The following is a 20,447-nucleotide window of genomic DNA, read 5'->3' on the forward strand; positions in this document are numbered from 1 at the left end:
TGTCAAAGAGGCGGCATCAACGGGAGGCACTATGCGGCTTGGACAACTCGTCAATCACTGGGAGCAGCATGCCCGCGGCCGACTGGCCGATGAGCAGGTAACAGTACGGCTCCCGGAGGAAGGCGAAAAGCGGCTTGAGGCCCTGGCCCGGCAGTATCCGCTCAAGTCCCGCGAAGCCCTGCTGCGTGATCTGATCAGCGCCGCCCTGACCGATCTTGAGGTCTGCTTCCCCTACCGTGAGGGAAGCCGTGTCGTTGCCCGCGACGAGGACGGGTTCGAGATCTACGAGGATGCCGGTATGACCCCGCGCTTCCTCAACCTCTCCCGCAAGTACATGCAGCAGCTCAAGGGCGACGCCTCACGCGTGGCGTGAGGCTGTACCCGCCGCCTACTTCTGGCGGCCCGGCTCCGGAAGATCGGAGAGGGCCGCATTGAGCAGATCCCGCAGCAGTTCCTCTTCCGAATAGTCCGGATACAGTTCCGCCAGCGCGCGCAGCCGTGCGGCATCCTCCAGTGTGACGTTCACCTCGTACTCGTGCTTGCCGTCGTCTGGCTTACGTTCACCGGCTTCCCACTGTTTCGGCAGATCCGCGATTTTCATGGTATTGCGTCGCTCCGGTCGTGTTGGGTCATACTAAGGGGGTTCAACCGGTTTCATCCTAGCACGGAGCCACCGGCATTGCCCGCAGCGAAAGGGACCCTTTTCAATGACCGAACTGCATCCCGCCCTCAGGGAAAACATCCGTCTTCTTGGTGAAATCCTCGGGGATTGCATCCGCGAAAAACCCGGCCCGGAATGGTATGAGCGGGTGGAAGCGGTGCGCCAAGCCGCCAAGGATGACCGCCTGCAGGAAAGCGGCTCTGGGCAGCGCCTCGCCGAACTTCTGGCAAGCCTGACCGACGACCAGCTGGTGCCCGTGACACGGGCCTTCAACCAGTTCCTGAACCTGACCAACCTGGCCGAGCAGTACCACGGTATCCGGCGCCGGCGTGAGCCCCGGGAAGAGGGGCCGGATGAATCGGTGCATGGGACACTGGCACGCCTGGCGGAGCAGGGTGTGGAGCCGTCCCGGCTGCACGAATGCGTGCGGGACATGCGCATGGAGTTCGTGCTGACGGCCCACCCCACGGAGGTCGCGCGCCGGACACTGATCATGAAATACGACGAGATGTCCGCCTGCCTCCAGCGCCTGGACAGTGAGGACCTCCTGCCGGAAGAGCGTGAGGGTGAGGTGGGGCGCCTGCGCCAGCTCATCACCCAGGCCTGGAATACCGACGAGATCCGTTATGAGCGGCCCACCGCGGTGGACGAGGCCCGCTGGGGCTTCGCCGTGGTCGAGAACAGTCTCTGGCAGGCACTGCCCGACTTCCTGCGGGAGCTGGACGGAGCCCTGATGGAACAGACAGGGGAAGGTCTGCCCATCGAAGCCAGTCCCATCCGGATCGCCTCCTGGATGGGCGGCGACCGGGACGGCAACCCCAACGTCACCGCCGCCGTGACCCGCGAGGTGCTTCTGCTCAGCCGCTGGATGGCGGCGGACCTGTTCCTGCGCGATCTACAGGATTTGCGGGCGGAGCTTTCCATGTGGGAGGCCTCCCCGGAACTGCAGGAAAGGGTCGGGGGCCATCGCGAGCCCTACAGGGCGCTGCTCTCGGAACTCCGGGATCGCCTGAGAGCGACCCGGGACTGGGCGGAAGAGGCGGTAAGAGGAAGTACCGACCCGTCACCGGAGGTGATGCTGGACTCCGGCGAGCTGATCGAACCACTGCAGCTGTGCTACGACTCCCTGGTGGCCTGCGGCATGGAGTCGGTGGCGCGCGGCCCTCTGCTGGACACGCTGCGGCGCGCCCACTGCTTCGGGCTGGAGCTGATCCGACTGGACGTGCGCCAGGAAGCCTCCCGGCACGCCTCCGCCATAGGCGAGATCGTCGAGTGGCTGGGGCTGGGGGATTACACGCAGTGGGACGAGACCGCACGCCAGCAGTTCCTGATCCGGGAGCTGGAAAGCCGCCGCCCGCTGGTGCCGCGCAACTGGGCGCCCTCGGACGAAACACGGGAGGTCCTGGATACCTGCCGTGTGATCGCCGAGCATCCACCCGAGGCCCTGGGCTCCTATGTGATCTCCATGGCGGCCCAGCCCTCGGATGTGCTCGCGGTGATCCTGCTGCTGCGGGAAGCGGGCATGGATCACCCCATGCGCATCGTGCCGCTGTTCGAAACCCTGGCGGACCTGGACCATGCCCCGGAGGCACTGAGGGCGCTTCTGGAACTGGACTGGTACCGCGAGTACACCGGTGGCGCCCAGGAGGTCATGATCGGCTACTCGGATTCGGCCAAGGATGCCGGCCAGATGATGGCGGCCTGGGCCCAGTACCAGGCCCAGGAAGCGCTGACCCAGGTGGCCTCGGATTACGGGGTGCACCTGACGCTGTTCCACGGCCGTGGCGGGACCGTGGGCCGTGGCGGTGGCCCTGCCAACAGGGCCATCCTTTCCCAGCCGCCGGGCTCGGTGAACGGCAGCCTGAGGGTGACCGAGCAGGGCGAGATGATCCGCTTCAAGTTCGGTCTCCCGCGCGTGGCCCAGCGAAGCTTCAACCTCTACACCAGTGCGGTGCTGGAGGCCACGGTGGCGCCGGCGCCGGAACCGAAACCGGAGTGGCGCGAGATGATGCACTCGCTGAGCGGGGAGGCGGTGCGCTCCTATCGCGGGCTGGTGCGCGAGACGGATGAATTCGTCACCTACTTCCGGCAGGCCACCCCGGAGCAGGAGCTGGGTAAGCTCGCGCTGGGCAGCAGGCCGGCCCGACGCAGGCCCACAGGAGGCGTGGAGAGTCTCCGGGCGATCCCCTGGATCTTCGCCTGGACCCAGATGCGCCTGATGCTGCCGGCCTGGCTGGGCAGTGATGCGGCCCTGGGCCAGGCGCTGGAAAACGGGCAGGAAGCCATCCTGAACGAGATGACCCGGGACTGGCCCTTCTTCCGCACCCATATCGACATGCTGGAAATGGTTCTTGCCAAGGCGGATCTGCGGATTGTCAGCTATTATGAACAGAAGCTTGTGGAACCGGACCTCCGCCCTCTGGGTGAGACGCTGCGTGAGCGTCTGCGTGGGTGCGTCGACTCCGTGAACCGGCTCAAGGGGCAGGAGGAACTGCTGACGCAGCAGCCGGACTTCGCCCATTCCATGAGGGTCCGCAACACCTATACGGATCCGCTCCATTATCTGCAGGCGGAACTGCTGCAGCGCGACCGGGATGCAGAAGGGCGGGTTCCGGAAAACGTTGAGAAGGCCATGAAGGTGACCATGGCCGGGATTGCGGCCGGTATGCGCAATACCGGCTGAGGCAGGGGAGAACGGATGACGGAACAGCCGGATATGGACGCACTGGCGGCAAGGGTCCAGCAGCTCTATCGGCTGCCGCCCATGCCGGCCATTGCGCTGCGGGTCATGCAGATGACGGCCGCACCTCAAACCACCGCTGCCGACCTGGCGGGGGTGATTGAGCGTGACCCCAGCCTGGCCGCTCAGGTTCTGCGTTACGCCCGCTCCGCACTCTTCAATTACCGGGGGGAGCTGCACAGTGTCCAGGAGGCGGTGACCCGGGTTCTGGGTTTTGACCGCGTTACCCACCTGGCCGTGGGCATCGCGGCCTCGCGCAGTTTTGAGTTGCCGCGCTCTGGTCCTCTGGGGCTGGAGGCCTTCTGGCACCATTCGCTGCACTGTGCCCGCCTGTCCCTGTCCATCGCCCGCAGCATTCCGCGGAAGGCTGCGAGTCGTCCCGACCCGGAACTGGCCTATCTGTGCGGGCTCCTGCACAACCTGGGTCTGCTGCTGATCGGGCACCTGTTCCCGGAGGGTTTCCGCCAGCTCCGTGAGGCCCGCGAGGCCGAGCCCGACGTGCCATTGGCGGAGCTGGAGGCCCGGGTGTTCCACGGCAGCGGGCAGGAGGAGGGAACGCCGCTGCGGGTGGGCCATGCCAGTGCCGGCGGGCTGCTGCTGCATCTTTGGGAGATGCCCGCACCTGTGGTGACGGTCGCCGGCATGCACGAGACGCCGGACTATCAGGGGCAGCACGAATCCTATGTGTACTGCGTCCAGCTCGCCAACGAACTGCTGAAGGAACGTGGTATCGGCGATGAACAGAGCCGGACGGATCCGGTTGTTGCAGCCCGCGCCCTGGGGCTGGATGAGCCGGACCTGGAGCCGCTGGTGGCCACCATCGACGAGGTCAGCGCTGAAATCGAGGAGCTTGCCCGCGGCCTTGCCGCCTGATTTGCTAGATACGGTCTGCCACGTATAATGAGCCTTCGATTTTTAATGTGCCTGTCCCTGTTCAGGGGGCTGCAAGCCAATGGGAGCAATCAGTATGCGTATTATTCTGCTCGGCCCGCCGGGAGCCGGAAAAGGAACCCAGGCTGCGTACCTCACCGAAGCTTTCGGTATTCCCCAGATCTCCACGGGCGACATGCTCCGTGCCCAGGTGAAGGCTGGAACAGAGCTTGGCAAGAAAGCGGAAGAGGTGATGAACGCGGGTCAGCTGGTATCCGATGACCTGATCATCGGCATGCTCAAGGAACGCATTGCTGAGGATGACTGTAAGAATGGCTATCTGCTGGATGGAGTACCCCGGACGATTCCCCAGGCGGAATCACTCCAGGAGCAGGGCATCAAGATTGACTACGTGGTTGAGATCTCTGTAGACGATGAAGAGATTGTTGAGCGTCTCTCCGGTCGCCGTATCCATGAGCCCAGCGGTCGCGTCTACCATTTGAAACACATGCCGCCGAAAGAGGACGGCAAGGACGACGAGACCGGCGAGCCCCTGATCCAGCGTGAGGACGACAAGGAAGAGACGGTACGCAAGCGCCTCCAGGTCTATCGCGAAGAGACCGAACCGCTGGTGAAGTTCTACCAGGAGCTGGAAGCAAAGAACCCGGGTAACGCTCCCCATTATGTCCGGATCGAGGGTGTTGGTTCCACCGAATCCATCCGTGACCGGATCATTTCCACCCTGAAAGGCTGAATGCCCGCCATGACCCGGCTGCTCGCTGTCGATACCAGTGCTGGCCGGGGTTCCGTTGCCCTCCTTGACGGGGGCAGCGTGCTCACCGATTACAGCGACGAGGCCCGGTCCCACACCCGCCGGCTGGAACCCATGATCAATGGGCTTCTGGCTCAGGCCGGGCTGCGCCTGGGGGATCTTGATGCATTGGCTTTCGGCGCCGGCCCGGGCTCGTTCACCGGCTTGCGGGTGACCGCCGGGCTGGTGCAAGGGCTGGCCTTCGGGCTGCAGCTGCCGGTTGTACCGGTGTCGTCTCTCCGGGCCATGGCCCATGCGGTGCATGGGCAGCTGGAGGTGCCAGCGGATGTCGCCGTGGCCCGCGATGCGCGTATGGGGGAACTCTATTGGGGGCTCTATCGAGTGACACCGGAGGCGGCGGTGGATCCGCTGCTGGCGGATTCCCTGGTTTCACCCGCGGCCGTGGCACTGCCCGGGGATACCGGGGGCTACCTGGGCGTCGGTGACGGCTGGCTTCTGCGGGATGCGATTCCGGAAACCGTGCTTGCGCGCGTGGCGGCGGTCATGCCCGATGTCATGCCTGAGGCTGATGCGATTGCCCGCCTGGCTGAGACATTGTTTCATCAGGGGGAATGGGTTGGGGCAGAGGCTGTTCAGCCGGTTTACCTGCGGGACGACGTGGCCTGGCAGACCAGCGCCTGAGCAGGGTGGGCGGTCAGTGACTATACTGGTATCCGGTTCTCCTTTTTTTGATTCTGACGGGCATTGATCCAATGGTCGGTGGCATCTCCGGAAACACGCCGCTGCCGGTTGCACCGGATCCGGCAAGGCGGCCCGACGGCCCCGGGCGGGAAGCACCCCGTGCGGAGCCCGTCAGTGATCCCCGCAATGCGGTCCGCCAGGAGGGCGGTGAAGCACGCACCAGGCGTGCCCAGGCCGCGGCTGAACCGGAGGTTGTTCGCCCGCGCCGCAGTCCGGATACCGACAGCCTCCCCCTCCGGAATCAGGAAGCGCTCAGCGCCTATGACCGCATTGGCAGTGCTGCTGTGGCTGAGGAGGTGGAGCTGGTCGGCGTGGATATCCGCATCTGATGGAAACCGGACTCAGGGTGGCAGCCACCGCACAGGAATGGCTCCCGGTTGCGGCCGAAGTGGCGCAGAGGCTGGGGCTCGATTGCCTGCCCGAACCGGTGGAGAGACCGACGAAACTGGCCAGCCCCGGGTTGCTGCTTCTGGTTTCCGGTGAGGGCGTCAGTCTTCAGGCGACCGGAAAGAAAGCACCGGGGCCGGTGCGGGTGGACTGGGTCAACGGGCGCAGCGGTCATCGCCGTCGCCAGGGTGGTGCCGAACTGCTGGTCAAGGCCATTGGCGTCGCGCGGGCTTCACGGCCACTCCGGATCCTGGATGCAACCGCCGGCCTGGGGGAGGACGCGCTGGTGCTGGCCGGTTTCGACTGTGAGCTGATGCTGTTCGAGCGCTCCCCGGTCATCGCCGAGCTGCTTGCGGATGGGATGGAGCGGGCCGCACAGGAACCGGCGCTTTCCAGTCGGCTCGCGCGCATGCAGCTGGAACGCAGTGACGCCACGCGCTGGCTCGCGGCGCATCCCGAGGCCGTGGATGTGGTCTACCTGGACCCGATGTTCCCGGAGAAACGCAACAGCGCGGCCGTGCGCAAGGAAATGCAGCTGGCGCGGAGTGTGGTCGGTGATGACGAGGATGCCGCCGCGTTGCTGGAGACGGGCCTGGCCGCCGCGCGCCACCGCGTGGTGGTTAAGCGACCGCGCCGAGCCGAGCCCCTGCCAGGGCCCGAACCCGCCACCTCCGTTGAGGGCCGCAGCAGCCGGTTTGACATCTACAGCCGCCGGGCCCTTCCGTAGCAAGCTGTCAGGACTGGCCCGTTTCGGGAACGTCGGGGGTTTTGACGCCGGGCATGGGAACGCTGACATTCGTTACCTGGAGGATCGACTGGCGCAGCTCCGAACTCAGCACCAGGCGGGCTTCTTCAGCCACTTCCTCAAGTCCCGAGCGCCAGGCCAGCCGGCCATCGTCATCCGTGCTCAGTATGCCATTGGCCCGCAGGTTGGCGATGAAGTTGCGGAACAGGGTCTTGTCGAAGAATTCCGGCGCGCTCAGCCCGAACAGGACGGAGACCCGCTCGGCCAGCAGTGTGGACTGCTCCTCCAGTTCCTCCGGTGTCAGGGTGTTGGGCCCGAAGCGCTGCAGTATGGCGATACTCAGGTAGTAGCGCTGCAGGGTCTGGATCATGCCGTTGGAGAGCACGCCCAGGCGTACCGCGTCCGCCGTTCCGGGCTCCGGCCGGTGCAGCAGGCTGCCTTCACTGATGAGCAGCCCTTCCTCCACCAGCCGGTCGATCCAGGTCTCCAGCACGCTGTCGATGGTCTCTGTCGGCCAGCGCAGGAAGAGCTCGGACTGGATGTAGGGGTAGATGGCGCGGGCCAGGAATACCAGACGCTCACGCTGCAGTGAGCTGTTGTTCTGGAACAGGCTTGCCAGCAATGCCGGGATGGCGAACAGGTGCTGGACGTTGTTGCGGTAGTACGTCATCAGCACCGCGTGGCGGCCTTCCAGCATGATGATGTCGCCCAGCTTCTGCTTGCGGCGCACGATCAGTCCCATCTTCTCGTTGTAGGCGATCCAGTCCTCGCCGGAGCCTTCGGGGAAGGTCATGCGGTCGCTGTAGGGCTGCTTATGCAGAAGGTTGCAGAGGTCTTCCATCAGCCGGGCGAGCAGCTGTTCGTCCATGGCGAGGCGGTCGGTCGCCAGCATCACGGTGGCCAGCAGGTTGACCGGGTTCAGGGCTGCCGCCTCGTTGATGTGCGTCACGGTGCGCCGGGCCAGGGTGTTGACCACGTCCGGCAGCCAGTCAGGGCGGGATTCCTCGTCGTACGCCTGCTCGCGCCACTGCGGCTGCTTTTCATCCAGAACGCTGGCCAGTTCAATGGGGGTACCAAAGTTGACGGAGACCTGCCCGAAAGAGCGCCGCAGGTTACGGACTGATCCGATCAGGCCCAGGAGTCCTTCCTTTTTCTTCTGGGTCCCCTGGAGCTCGCCCAGGTAGGAACGACCCTCCAGCACCTTTTCGTAGCCAAAGTAGACTGGCACGAACACGATGGGTTTGCGAGGGTCACGCAGGAAGCTGCGAACGGTCATCGACAGCATGCCCGGGCGGGGCTGCATTGTGCGACCCGTGCGGCTGCGCCCGCCTTCCACGAAGTATTCCACCGAGAAGCCACGGGTGAACATCACGTGCATGTATTCATTGAATACCGCCGAATACAGCGGATTGTCGCGGAAGCTGCGGCGCATGAAAAAGGCGCCGCCCCGGCGCAGAAGCGGGCCCACGATGGGCATGTTGAGGTTGATCCCCGCCGCGATGTGGGGTGGCATGAGGCCGTTCTTGTAGAGAACGAACGACAGCAGCAGGTAGTCGATGTGCGAGCGGTGGCAGGGCACATAGACCACGGCGTTGTCCCGCGCCGCTTCCTGGGCGGTTTCTATGTTGTTCACCCGGATACCATCGTAGATCCGGTTCCAGAGCCAGCCCAGGACTACTTCCAGAAATCGGATGGTAACCATGGAGAAGTTCGAGGCGATCTCGTGGGCGTACTTGAGGGCCCGCTCCTTTGCCCGTGCCTGGTGAACGTCCTCGTGTTCGGCGGTCTCGCGGATGGCGTCCTTTACCGGCTGGCTGCGCACCAGTGAGTTCACCAGTGTGCGGCGGTGGGACAGGTCGGGGCCGATCACCGCCTGGCGGACGCGCCGGAAGTGCACCCGCAGGATGCGCGCCAGCTTGCGTTGGGCCACGGACTCGCTGCGCGCGTCACTGACGGCTTCCTGGAGGGACAGTGGGCGGTGAAACTGGACAAAGAGATTCCGGCCATGGATGAGGATGGTGAAAAATTTCTGCAGCGGACCGGTAACGGACCAGCTGTCCGAGAGCATGATCTTGAGCAGGGACTTTTCCTTGTCCGGCGAACGGCCCCAGAACAGGGAAACGGGCACAATCTGAACGTCGTTGCCGGTACGGCATCCCTGTGTGACCAGGGCCTCGAAGCGTTCCGTAGGCACAGGTGTCTGGCGGAGCCGGCGGAGACCGCCCCGGCGCCGGTAGAGAAAGAAGAAGGAATGTTTCAGTCCCTGGCCCAGTGGCAAAGGTCTTTCGGCCCGGGGCAAGCTGGCGCGCTTGAGCTCTTCCTCCAGCACCAGTCGGCTCGAGAGGGAGCTGTACTGGAGCACATAGCAGACCGGCTTTTCAGGATCCAGGCCGAGCTGTTCCCGGTCGGCGCCCAGCACACGGCTGCGGACCCAGAGGTACATGAGTCTGCGCAGAAGGGTCAGGATCAGATTTCCGGGGCCTTTCAGGAACGCCATGCCTACTCCGTTCGGGGTCCGTGGTCGAGTCTGCGCCAAGTTTACGCCTCGCGGGGCAGTCGGCAAAGTCCCGTTGCTTGCCGCCATGGCAGGGGCTGATTATAGTGCCTGTCATGGATGATCTGACCGATTTTGTTGCCGATCCCTGGGCGGTTGCTGTTCCCCGGCGTGAGCGGGTAGCCGTTTTCAGTGACGGGCTGGACCTCTGTCCCGCTGCGGACGGTACTCTGTTCCATAGTGCCGCAGCGCTTCCCGCCAGTGCGGGGGAGCTGCTGCCCGTGGGCTGCCTGGGCCCGGACCGCCTGTACGTAGCGCGTGCCAGCGGCGTTGAGGGCCGTAGCCTGCGTTCTGTCTATCCGCACGCCTCGCCGGCCGAACGCGCGGCCCTGGGCGCCGCCCGCCAGCGGCTCCAGTGGGTGCAGGATCATGCCTTCTGTGGCCGCTGCGGTGGTCCCACCCAGTGGTATGAGCACGAGTACACGCTCTACTGCGCCTACTGCGACCACCGCCACTACCCCAGGGTTTCGCCCTGCGTGATCGTGGCCGTTCATGATGGTGACTGGCTCCTGCTCGGGCGCAGCCCGCGCCATCCGCCGGATCTGTGGACCCTGATTGCCGGTTTCATCGAGCCGGGGGAGTCGGCGGAGGCCGCGGTGACGCGGGAAGTCCAGGAGGAGACCGGGGTGCAGCTGGCGGACATCCGCTATCACGGCTCCGAAAGCTGGCCCTTCCCTCACCAGCTCATGCTCGGCTACAGCGCCCAGTTCGCCGGCGGCGAGCTGCGCCGTGCCGAGGATGAGCTGGAGGCTCTGGAGTGGTTCCACCGGGATTCGCTGCCCAGGGTGCCCGGGGACTGGACCATTGCCGGCCGGCTGATCAAGGCCTTCAGCGAGGGGAGCGCCTGATGGAGCAGGGCTGGCCCCGGGTTCTGCTGTTTGACAGCGGCATCGGCGGACTCAGCATCGCGGACGCAATCCGGCTCCGGCTGCCCCATGCGGACATGGTCTATGCCGGCGACAATGCCGGGTTCCCCTATGGCGATCTGCCGGAGCACGAGGTGGTTGCACGCTGTGTGGCGCTGGTGGAAGCGGCGCTGGCCCGGTGGCCCTGTGATCTGGTGGTGGTGGCCTGCAATACCGCCAGCACCGTCGTGCTGCCGGCGCTGCGTTCCCGGCTGCGCCTGCCGGTGGTGGGTGTGGTGCCGGCGATCAAGCCAGCGGCGGCGCTCAGCTGCAGTCGCCGGCTCGGGGTTCTGGCCACGCCAGCGACCGTGGATCGGCCCTACCTGGCGTCGCTGATCGACGAATACGCTGCGGACTGCACGGTGTTGCGGCTGGGCAGTTCCGAGCTGGTCCGACTCGCGGAGGCCGGGCTGGCGCAGGGGCAGGTGGATGATGAGCGGGTCCGCGCCATTCTGCAGCCGCTGGCGGCGGGCGATCCGGACACCGTGGTACTGGGCTGCACGCATTTCCCCCTGATCCAGAAGGCCCTGGCGCGGGCCATGCCCGGCGTGGTGCACTGGGTGGATTCGGGCGATGCCATTGCCCGGCGGGTTGTTCAGCTTCTGGAGGAGGCCGGGGGCAATGGAGCCGGCACCGGACAGGCGAGCAGTACCTTCCTGTTCACCGCCGAACCCCCGGCGGGGCTCCGCAAGTGGCTGGAAGTGAGCCAGCCCGGCGCGTACGGGGACAGCCCTCAGATCAGTCGCGTCAGCCTGAATACCGCCAGGAACTCCAGCATGGGCAACGCCGGCTTGTGGCAGCAGTAGGTTCTCTCGATTTCACCACGGAACCGTGACTTGGTGAACTCCAGCCCCCTGAAGTTGTAGAAGCGGTTGCCGTGCCTGTACACGCCGCGGCATAGGCTCTTGAGGATGCGGCTTTCCTGCGGCTCCGTCTCCTCGGACAGGTGCAACGGAATCAGGCCCATATCGAGGCGTGGTACACCTTCCGCCTGGAAGGTCTCCATGGCGTGCGCCATGATGGTGTAAAAGATGCCCTGCCGGAAATTGGCATTGGCCCGTGAAATGTTCGGAACGTAGCTGACGATCTCGTTGCGTTCGTAGATCGGGTCGAAGTAGATGAACCCCACGGCCTTACCGTCCTGATAGGCATAGAAGTGGCGTTCGTTCTCCCGGTATTCCATGTTCATCGGACGGATCAGGAAGCGGATCTCCTGGCGCTTGCACTGGCGGGTGCGGATCCAGGCGTCCGAGATCTCCCTGGTATGGTCATCGCTGAACCGTTCCTGAACGGTGATACCGGCTTCCCGTGCCTGGTTGAGCGCGGTGCGGATGACCTGTTTCTTTTTGCCCTTGAGCGACCACTGGCTCAGGTCCACCCGGGATTCAGCACCGAACTGGGTGCCGTAGTAACCAAATCGCTCGTGCAGGATTTCCATGACGGGGCGGGAGACCTGCACGTAGCAGATGTTCGAGACCCGGCGTTCAAACCGCGACAGCATCAGCTCCCGGTCTTCCGGTGCACAGACCGGATCCGAGAGCACGAAGTTCAGTCCCCATTTCTTCATGTAGCCGATGTAGCCGACACCGGGCACGTCGAAGTAGTGCATGTCCGGCTGCAGTGTGGAGAACGACTGCGAGTGGGCGCCGTACTGCTTGAGCAGTGCCACTCGCTCGGAGAAGCTCATGGGGCCGTCCGGGATATCCCGGAAGCCGTCGAACACCAGGGTCTGCTGCGTCATGGCTGGACTCCTTATTGTTATGCGTGCTTCCTCAGCCGCGCTTCTCGGCCAGAATCGACCAGTAGCAGTGGATGTTCAGCAGTGAGAAGCGTTTCTTGTCGCGGATTTCCAGGCCCAGGCTCTCGAGGTAGGCCGGGTAGTTGTAGATGCCGTGAAAGGCATTGTCGGTGAACAGCCAGAAGAAACAGGCGGCGATGTACCAGTAGCCCTTCTTGAACAGGCGGGCGAGAGGATTGCCGCTGGGGTAGATGAAATCCCCCACCACCAGCCGGGCCCTGGGTTTGCCGAGGCTGACCAGATGCTGGAGAACCTGAATCATGGTCGGGCGGTCGAACACATTCAGAAAGAAGTTGGCGACCACCATGTCGTACTGTTCGTACTCGGCGACCTTCATGATGTCGTCGTGGACGGTGCGGACATGGAGCTGGGGCGCCTCCCTGGCCAGCAGCTCCCGGAACCTGTTGAGCATGGTCTCCGAAACATCCACAACCGTGACATCGGCGCCAAGCTCAGCCGCGCGCAGCGCATCCCGGCCATGGCCGACACCGGCGATCAGGACACGGTCCCCGGGGCCGACATTGCCGGAGTGGAGCATGGCCGTCTTGCACTCATGGATGCTCCTGCCGCTGTAGACGCTGCTCAGGAAATCATAAACGGGGCCGACGATTCTGTATTTGTCCTGCATGGTCCGTGCTGCCAGTCCTGAAAGGGGTTGCGGAAGCTTTTGTGGCTACCGGATTCAGGAACCATGCTATACACATCCGGACAGGGTCTCTGTGGAACAGGCCGCAGTTTCCGGTTGCACGAGTTAACGAAAAAACCAAAAAACGCAACATGAATTAGGTATTTAATAGGATCGTCGAACAAAAATGAGAGCGGGTTTTGATGATTCCGGTATTGATCATTCCGGAATGAGAGGAAACCGTTTCCGGGAAAGGGGCTGTCGTGTGCCGATCAGATGACGCTGTAGTAGACCGGTTCTGGTGTGGCTTCTGAAAGTGCCAGTTCGTCCCGGGGGCGGGCTTCACTGAAGTAATGGCCCTGCACGCTGTCGCATCCGAGTTCGCGCAGGTAGGCAAGCTGCTCCCGGGTTTCCACGCCCTCGGCGACGATATCGAGCTGGAGTCCGCGGGCCATGGCGGTAATGGCGTTGACGATGCAGGCGCCTTCCTCGCCGTGGCGGATGCTGCGCACGAAGCTCTGATCCACCTTGAGCGTGTGGATCGGCAGGCGGTGCAGGTAGTTGAGTGAGGAATAGCCAGTGCCGAAATCATCGATCGCGATGCGGATGCCGTAGCTTGAGAGCTGGTCCAGCTTGAAGCTGATCTGTTCAAGATCGCTGATGATCATGTTCTCGGTGATCTCGATCTCCAGGCGCTGAGGAGGCAGGTTGTAGTGCTCCAGCCTCTGGAGAAGGTGATCCACAAAGCGCGGATGTTCCACCTGCATGGGGGAGAAGTTGACCGACAGCCGGATATCCTCATCCGTGCGGTTGAGCCAGGGCCCCATCTCGCGGCAGGCCGTGGCCAGCACCCACTCACTGAGATCACCGATCAGGCGGGTCTCTTCGGCCAGCGGCAGGAATTCCCCGGGCTGCAGTAGGCCGCGCGTGGGATGTTGCCAGCGGACCAGTGCCTCAAGCCCACGGCAGAGCCCGGTACGTAGACAGATCTGGGGCTGATAGAACACCCGCAACTCCCCAGCCTGGAGAGCACGGCGCAGGTCACGTTCCATGCCCAGGCGGTGGGTGGTGTTCACGTTCATGGATTCCGTGAAGAACTGGTAGCCGTCCTTGCCCCGGCCCTTGACGTGGTACATGGCCACATCCGCCTGCTGGATCAGCTCTTCGAGCTTGTGCCCTGAATCAGGGTAGAGGGCAATGCCGATGCTCACCCCGACATAGACCTCGTGCTCACCCAGTTTGAAGGGGCTACGGAGTGCCTCCATCAGCTTGCGGGCGATGGTACGGGCGTCATCGGTATGCCGGATCTCGGGCAGCAGCAGGGTGAATTCGTCGCCACCAAAGCGCGACAGGGTATCGCCCTGGCGCAGGCAGCCCTCCAGGCGCTGCGTCACCGCCTGAAGCAGCCGGTCGCCCATGGCGTGGCCGAGACTGTCGTTGACCACCTTGAAGCGGTCCAGGTCGATGAACATGACCGCCAGTTTCTGGTTGTTGCGTTCGGCCTGGGAAATGCTCAGGCCCAGACGGTCCTTGAACAGGGCCCGGTTGGGAAGCCGGGTGAGCAGGTCGTGATACGCCTGGAAGTTGATGAAAGCCTCGGCTTCCTTGCGTTCGGTGATATCACGGGCGGTTCCGTAGATCTGGGAGGCCATCTCGCCGGGGACGCCGGACTCGTCCTCCATGGGGAACGCGGTGATCTCGAAGTGGCGATTGCCGCGCGCGCTGCCCCGGGACTTGAGCCTGAGTTCAATGGTTCTCGGGTTGTCGGCGCTGATGGTGGGGTCCCGGAAGGCCCACTCCACGCGGCTCACATCCTGCTCTTCGATCAGGTGGCGGATATGCCGGCCTTCAAGGTCTTCCGGCCGATAGCCGAGCAGGGATTCCACCTTGCTGTTGAGGAACCGGAAGTGTCCGTTGCGATCGAGCATGAACACGATGTCCGGCGAGCTGTTCACAATGCAGCGATGGAGCTGCTCGGACTGGCGCAGTCGTGTCTGCGCCTCCTCGTGGCGATGTTCCAGCTGTCGCGTTTCCAGCACGCTTTCAACGGTAGCGGTCAGTTCCTCGCTGTCGTAGGGCTTGCGGAGATAGTCGTAGGCTCCGCGGCGCAGGGCGCGGCTGATGGCATTGAAGGAGGTGTCACCGCTGATGACCACCACGGCGGTATCGATACCCCGACGGTCCAGGAAAGCCATGACCTCGTGCCCGCTGATGTCAGGCAGGCGGAGATCCAGCAGGACCAGTTCATACTGGCCCCCGCTGAGTTTGCGACAGGCCTCATTGCCGTTGGCGGCGGTCTCCGGGTGGTAACCCTGGTGTGCAAGCAGGTTATGGATGCTGCTGCAGACCGCCGTATCGTCATCGACAATGAGCAGAGGCGTACTGCCTGTTTCAACCCTGTGATCGTTATTATCTGGATCCATGACGGAAGCCGGTCGGATCGGATTCAGGCTCCAAGTCTAGCCGGTAATGGGCCCCACTGCGCCATGGCCCTCCGAAACTTTGAACCCATTCTCACTTTTTGTGGTAGGAAGCCTAATCCATATTGCTGAAAAATGAAAGATTTGTAGCTGTCTGTTCAGTCTACACTCCAAGATCCACACCAAACACGCTGGTTGTGCCCCTGCTTCGGTTCGGTGTGGGACTGTCCCGGACTGGTCAGCCGGCGTACAATGATTCCATGCGGTTGGCAGTATCTGCGGTGTCGGAATGAATCATAACAACAGCTCCAGCGCAGTTGACCGCCCGGAATCCGGTTCCCGGGTCCCGCTTACTCTTGCGATAACCGGGGGCAAGGGAGGCGTGGGCAAAACCCAGGTGGCCCTCAATCTGGCCCTGGTCCTGGCACGTCAGGGCTATCGCACACTGCTTCTGGATGGCGATGTGGAACTCGCCAACGTCAACGTGATGCTGGGGGTCTATCCCGGCATGACGCTTGAGCATGTGGTGCTTGGTGAACGGACCCTGGATGAGGTGGTGCTGCCGGTTACTGGCAACCTGGACCTGTTGCCCGGGGCTTCCGGTGTTCCGGGGTGTCTGGAGCTCGACAGTGCCCGGCGAGAGGATTTCCTGGCACAGCTCAGGACGCTTGAGCAGGGCTATGACCGGGTTATCATCGATACCGCCGCCGGTCTGAGTACCCCCGCACTGCACATGGTCGCCGCTTCCCATCTGGCGGCGCTTGTGATCACGCCGGACCCGACCTCCCTTACCGATGCCTTCTCCCTGGTCAAGGTGCTCCATCGCAAGGGGTACCGGCGCACGCCCAGCGTCATCGTTAACATGGCGCGCGGCGCGACCGAAGCGCAGACCGTCTACCGCCGCTTCTCAACTGCCGTGTCCCGTTACATCGGTGTACAGCTGCACTACCTGGGGGCTATCTGGCGGGACGAGACCATAGCCCAGTCCATCAGTACCCAGCGCCCCGTCGCCATGATGGATGACAGCGATCCTTCCTGCCGCCAGTTCTGGACCCTGGCCGATATGCTGGCCGTGCGCTGCTCCCAGGGGGTGGCGCCGGCCAACGGGTTCGCGCGTTACTGGGGGCGGCTGGTGCGCCGCCGTCATCAGCAGCGCGGCGAACAGCAGCAGTCGAGTAAGGCGGAAACAGGTACGATCGGCAGCCCCCAGGAATGGCTTGCGTCACTGGGGGAACACCTGCGTGCAGCTCAGGGGGATCCACTGGCCCGGTATCGCCTGATTACCGGCGTACTTGAGACGCTCGGGGAGTCCGTGGACGAGGATGCGGTGGAAGCGCTCCAGACAGGGCTGGCGGCGATGAAGTGGGAAGAGGCGCCGGCTACCGTGCGGCGGGCCGCCGCCGAGCATTTCCGGCAACTCGCGCGGGTTGTGGCGCCTTCGGAAGGGCTTCGACCCGAGGAGGGCAGGGCGCTGGGAGCCGGAACGGACGCTCCCGGACAGCCGGCTACAGAAGGCTCCGGTTCGGGGTGAGTCTGCCTTACCGATTGCAGGAAAGGGATCACGTTTCAGGGGATGATCAGATCCTGTTCAATGTTACACTCAGGCCTTAACCGCAACCCCGAGACTCACTTCCAGGGAGGTGACCATGGAATCGGAACAGGACAATGCAGCAGCCAGTGAGTCCAATGTGCTCGGCGAGCTCCAGGGCAAACGGGTACTGATCACGGGGGTGACGGGGTTTGTCGGCAAGGTAGTGCTGGAGAAACTGATCCGCACGGTGCCGGATATCGAGGGTATTACCCTTCTGATACGCGGCAACAGGCGGCATGGCACCGCCGGCGAACGTTTTGCAAATGAAGTAGCGACTGCCTCCGTCTTTGATCGGCTGCGCGTGGACGATCCGGAGCGGCTGGATGCCTTCCTGGACAGCCGCATCCAGTGTGTGACCGGAGAAATCACCGAACCCTGCTTTGGCATGACCCGGGCACGCTTCCGGGAGCTGGCGGCGGAAACGGACGGGGTCATCAACGTGGCCGCCAGCGTGGATTTCCGTGAACCGCTTGACCGGGCTCTGGCGATCAATGCCCTGAGCCTGCGTAATGTCACTGAATTTGTGCAGGAAGCCGGGGACATTCCGCTGGTCCAGGTCTCCACCTGTTACGTTAACGGCTACAACCGCGGTCACCGCCACGAGGAACTGGTCACACCCGCTGGCCGGGGAATTACCCGGGATCCGGATGGAACCTGCCGTGTCGAGGATCTGATCGTCACTCTCCAGGATCGTATTGCGGATCTGCGCAGCCGTTACAGCGGTCAGAAGCTGCAGGAGGAGCTGGTCAACCTGGGCCTGCGGGAGGCCAACCGCCTCGGCTGGAACGACACCTACACCCTCACCAAGTGGATCGGTGAACAGCTGCTGGCCCGCAACCTGCGCGGCGGCTCCGTCACCATCCTGCGCCCCTCCATTGTCGAGAGCACACTGGAGGAACCGGTGCCTGGCTGGGTTGAAGGCGTGAAGGTAGCGGATGCCGTCATCATGGCCTATGCCCGCGGCAACGTCATGTTCTTTCCCGGGCGCCGCCGGGGCGTGATCGATGTGATTCCCGCGGACCTGGTGGCCAACGGCATCATCCTCTCGCTGACGGAACAGCTGCAGTCCCCGGGACGGCAGCGCATCTACCAGTGCTGCAGTGGCTCCTCCAACCCGCTGCGACTGGGTGAGTTCATTGACCATGTCATGACGGAAGCCACGGAGAACCATCAGGCCTATGACCATCTCTTCTATCAGAAGCCGCAGCTGCCTTTCCTGGCCGTGAACCGGCGCCTGTTCAATACCGTGAGCTTTGGGGTTGGGATTCCGGTTAACGCTGTCCGTCGGGGCCTGCAGTGGCTGGGCCGTGATGCCGAGCTCAAGACGGTGGAGCACTTCCAGACCACCATGAAGCTGGCAACGACCTTTGGTTTCTACTCATGCCCGGACTACACCTTCCACAATGACCGGCTGCTGGAGATGGCGCAGCGCATGGGCGACGAGGATCGCCGTGTCTTTCCCGTGGATGCGCGGCGTATCAACTGGCGCCGGTATATCCGCAGTGTGCACTTGGCTGGCCTGAACAAATATGCCCTGAAGGAACGCAAACTGTATCGGATGAGGCAGCGCCGGAACCGCCGCCGCGTTGCCTGATGAGCGGCGCTGGTGGTCAGCGCTGCTCAGCTGTCATACAGTCATGGTATCCGCCACCGAAGGAGAACCGTCATGGCTGCCGGCAGCATCTATCCCATCAGCGATTCCATGAAGGACGCCCATATCAACAGGGAACAGTACGAAGCCATGTACCGGGAATCCATTGAGGATCCGGACAGTTTCTGGGGCAGGCATGGCAGGCGTATCGACTGGATGCGCCCCTACACCAAGGTCAAGAACACGAGCTTTGACCGCAACAACCTGAGCATCCGCTGGTTTGAAGACGGCACCCTCAACGCTTCGGTCAACTGTCTGGACCGTCACCTGGCCGAAAGAGGTGATCAGACGGCGATCATCTTCGAAGGGGACGAACCCGATGTCTCCCGCTATGTGAGCTATCGCGAACTGCACGAGAAGACCTGCCGCTTCGCCAATGCCCTGAAGGGGCTGGGGGTGAAGAAGGGAGACGTGGTAACCCTCTACATGCCCATGATCGTGGAAACCGCCGTCGCCATGCTGGCCTGCGCCCGTATCGGCGCCATCCACTCGGTGGTTTTCGCAGGATTCTCACCCGAGGCACTGGCGGCGCGCATCGGCAATGGCGGGTCCCGGTTCGTGATCACGGCGGATGAGGGCGTCCGGGGCGGGAGGCGCATTCCCCTCAAGAACAATGTCGATCAGGCGCTGGAGGAGCCCGCGGCCAGTGTGGTTGAGCGGGTGGTGGTGCTGAACTATACCGGCGGGAGCATGCAGTGGCATGACAGCCGGGACGTGGATTTCAACGCCCTTATGGAGGAGGCAGAACCCTGGTGTGAGCCTGAGGAGATGAGTGCCGAGGACCCGCTGTTCATGCTCTATACCTCCGGTTCAACCGGGGCCCCCAAGGGGGTACTCCATACCACCGGCGGTTACATGGTCTACACCAGCATCACCCATGAGTATGTCTTCGATTACCGCCCCGGCGATGTGTTCTGGTGCACTGCGGACGTGGGCTGGATCACTGGCCACAGCTATACCCTGTACGGCCCCCTTGCGAACGGCGCCACCACCCTGCTTTACGAGGGCATTCCCACCTATCCGGACGAATCCCGTATTGGCCGGATCGTCGACAAGCACCAGGTGGCGACCCTCTATACCGCGCCCACGGGTATCCGGGCGCTGATGGCCGGCGGTGATCACGTGATGGATGGCACCTCGCGGGAAAGCCTGAGGCTGCTGGGAACCGCCGGTGAGCCGATCAACCCCCAGGCCTGGGAATGGTTCTATCGGGTGATCGGCAACGAGCAGGCGCCGATCGTTGATACCTGGTGGCAGACCGAGACCGGGGGTGTGATGATCGGGCCACTGCCCGGCGCCATGGAACTCAAACCCGGTTCGGCCACCCGTCCGTTCTTTGGGGTGCAGCCCGCGCTGTTCGACAGCGAGGGTAATGAGCTGGAGGGCGCCACGGGCGGCAACCTGGTCATCAAGGACAGCTGGCCCGCCCAGATGAGGACCATCTTCGGTGACCATGAACGGTTCATTAAGACCTACTTCAGCACCTATGACGGCGTTTACTTTACCGGTGACGGCGCCAAGCGCGACGAGGACGGCGACTACTGGATCACCGGCCGCGTTGATGACGTGCTCAACGTCTCCGGTCACAGGCTGGGTACCGCGGAAGTGGAGAGTGCCCTGGTGGCCCATGAGAAGGTGGCCGAGGCGGCGGTTGTGGGGTATCCCCATGACGTCAAGGGTGAGGGGATCTACGTCTACGTCACGCTGATGAAAGGTGAGGAGCCCACGGATGCCCTGCGTGATGAGCTGGTGCAGTGGGTGCGCCAGCGGATTGGCCCGATTGCCACGCCGGATGTGATCCAGTGGGCACCGGGCCTGCCCAAGACCCGTTCGGGCAAGATCATGCGCCGCATCCTGCGCAAGATCGCCTCCAACGAGACGGACAACCTGGGCGATACCTCGACACTGGCGGACCCCGGCGTGGTTGATGAGCTCATGGAGTACCGGGCTTTCCGCTGAATGCCGGAGTCGTTCAACAATCTGTGAG

Annotated in this window: 17 protein-coding genes; 12 read left to right on the forward strand and 5 right to left on the reverse strand. The window is 63.5% G+C overall.

What is annotated here, in order from left to right:
* Window positions 1–31 precede the first annotated feature (31 nt).
* Window positions 32–373, forward strand: coding sequence for a ribbon-helix-helix protein, CopG family (locus tag H4I92_RS01610; protein ID WP_077528901.1), 342 nt, complete (start codon window positions 32–34; stop codon window positions 371–373).
* Window positions 374–388: 15 nt separating this feature from the next.
* Here the strand turns inward: H4I92_RS01610 and H4I92_RS01615 are convergent, their stop codons facing one another.
* Window positions 389–601 carry a hypothetical protein gene (locus H4I92_RS01615; protein ID WP_077528902.1) on the reverse strand — a complete coding sequence of 71 codons (213 nt, stop codon included), beginning with the start codon at window positions 599–601 and terminating at the stop codon, window positions 389–391.
* 106 nt (window positions 602–707) lie between these two features.
* Between H4I92_RS01615 and ppc the strand changes: the two genes are divergently transcribed.
* The 6 genes from ppc to H4I92_RS01645 all read left to right on the forward strand — a co-directional run bounded on the left by ppc (window position 708) and on the right by H4I92_RS01645 (window position 6,898).
* On the forward strand, window positions 708–3,344 hold the full coding sequence (ppc, locus tag H4I92_RS01620) for a phosphoenolpyruvate carboxylase (RefSeq protein WP_077528903.1): 2,637 nt from the start codon (window positions 708–710) through the stop codon (window positions 3,342–3,344).
* A gap of 15 nt (window positions 3,345–3,359) precedes the next feature.
* The gene (locus H4I92_RS01625; protein ID WP_077528904.1) at window positions 3,360–4,274 is read left to right on the forward strand and encodes an HDOD domain-containing protein; all 915 of its coding nucleotides are present in this window, start codon (window positions 3,360–3,362) and stop codon (window positions 4,272–4,274) included.
* 94 nt (window positions 4,275–4,368) lie between these two features.
* Entirely contained in the window at window positions 4,369–5,025 is a 657-nt protein-coding gene (gene adk / locus H4I92_RS01630; protein WP_077529082.1) for an adenylate kinase, read from the forward strand.
* The gene (gene tsaB / locus H4I92_RS01635; RefSeq protein ID WP_218668103.1) at window positions 5,026–5,724 is read left to right on the forward strand and encodes a tRNA (adenosine(37)-N6)-threonylcarbamoyltransferase complex dimerization subunit type 1 TsaB; all 699 of its coding nucleotides are present in this window, start codon (window positions 5,026–5,028) and stop codon (window positions 5,722–5,724) included.
* Between the two features lie 71 nt (window positions 5,725–5,795).
* Window positions 5,796–6,113 (forward strand): hypothetical protein, encoded by a 318-nt coding sequence (locus H4I92_RS01640; protein ID WP_077528905.1) that lies wholly within the window; start codon window positions 5,796–5,798, stop codon window positions 6,111–6,113.
* Entirely contained in the window at window positions 6,113–6,898 is a 786-nt protein-coding gene (locus tag H4I92_RS01645; RefSeq protein ID WP_077528906.1) for a class I SAM-dependent methyltransferase, read from the forward strand. The genes H4I92_RS01640 and H4I92_RS01645 overlap by 1 nt, the downstream gene beginning before the upstream one ends.
* A 7-nt stretch (window positions 6,899–6,905) precedes the next feature.
* Here H4I92_RS01645 and plsB read toward each other — a convergent pair whose 3' ends face one another.
* A complete protein-coding gene (plsB, locus tag H4I92_RS01650) occupies window positions 6,906–9,413 on the reverse strand; it encodes a glycerol-3-phosphate 1-O-acyltransferase PlsB (protein ID WP_077528907.1) in 2,508 nt (835 codons plus the stop codon).
* 113 nt (window positions 9,414–9,526) lie between these two features.
* Between plsB and nudC the strand changes: the two genes are divergently transcribed.
* Complete coding sequence (gene nudC, locus H4I92_RS01655; protein ID WP_077528908.1) at window positions 9,527–10,318, forward strand: NAD(+) diphosphatase; 792 nt, start codon at window positions 9,527–9,529, stop codon at window positions 10,316–10,318.
* Window positions 10,318–11,181: a glutamate racemase gene (gene murI / locus H4I92_RS01660; protein ID WP_077528909.1), complete on the forward strand. Its 864-nt coding sequence runs from the start codon at window positions 10,318–10,320 to the stop codon at window positions 11,179–11,181. Before nudC ends, murI begins: the two co-directional genes overlap by 1 nt.
* Here the strand turns inward: murI and H4I92_RS01665 are convergent.
* The 3 genes from H4I92_RS01665 to H4I92_RS01675 form a co-directional block, all read right to left on the reverse strand.
* The gene (locus tag H4I92_RS01665; protein ID WP_077528910.1) at window positions 11,109–12,116 is read right to left on the reverse strand and encodes a DUF2156 domain-containing protein; all 1,008 of its coding nucleotides are present in this window, start codon (window positions 12,114–12,116) and stop codon (window positions 11,109–11,111) included. The genes murI and H4I92_RS01665 overlap by 73 nt on opposite strands.
* A 31-nt stretch (window positions 12,117–12,147) precedes the next feature.
* Window positions 12,148–12,801 (reverse strand): class I SAM-dependent methyltransferase, encoded by a 654-nt coding sequence (locus H4I92_RS01670; protein ID WP_077528911.1) that lies wholly within the window; start codon window positions 12,799–12,801, stop codon window positions 12,148–12,150.
* A 269-nt stretch (window positions 12,802–13,070) separates the two neighbouring features.
* On the reverse strand, window positions 13,071–15,221 hold the full coding sequence (locus H4I92_RS01675) for an EAL domain-containing response regulator (RefSeq protein WP_077528912.1): 2,151 nt from the start codon (window positions 15,219–15,221) through the stop codon (window positions 13,071–13,073).
* A 286-nt stretch (window positions 15,222–15,507) separates the two neighbouring features.
* Between H4I92_RS01675 and H4I92_RS01680 the strand changes: the two genes are divergently transcribed.
* The 3 genes from H4I92_RS01680 to acs all read left to right on the forward strand — a co-directional run bounded on the left by H4I92_RS01680 (window position 15,508) and on the right by acs (window position 20,419).
* Window positions 15,508–16,749, forward strand: coding sequence for an AAA family ATPase (locus H4I92_RS01680; RefSeq protein WP_077528913.1), 1,242 nt, complete (start codon window positions 15,508–15,510; stop codon window positions 16,747–16,749).
* A gap of 115 nt (window positions 16,750–16,864) precedes the next feature.
* Window positions 16,865–18,403, forward strand: coding sequence for a fatty acyl-CoA reductase (locus tag H4I92_RS01685; protein ID WP_077528914.1), 1,539 nt, complete (start codon window positions 16,865–16,867; stop codon window positions 18,401–18,403).
* Window positions 18,404–18,475: 72 nt separating this feature from the next.
* A complete protein-coding gene (gene acs, locus H4I92_RS01690) occupies window positions 18,476–20,419 on the forward strand; it encodes an acetate--CoA ligase (protein WP_077528915.1) in 1,944 nt (647 codons plus the stop codon).
* The last annotated feature ends 28 nt before the right edge of the window (window positions 20,420–20,447 follow it).

This window comes from Vreelandella halophila (assembly GCF_019903425.1).
Lineage (GTDB): Bacteria > Pseudomonadota > Gammaproteobacteria > Pseudomonadales > Oleiphilaceae > Halospina > Halospina halophila.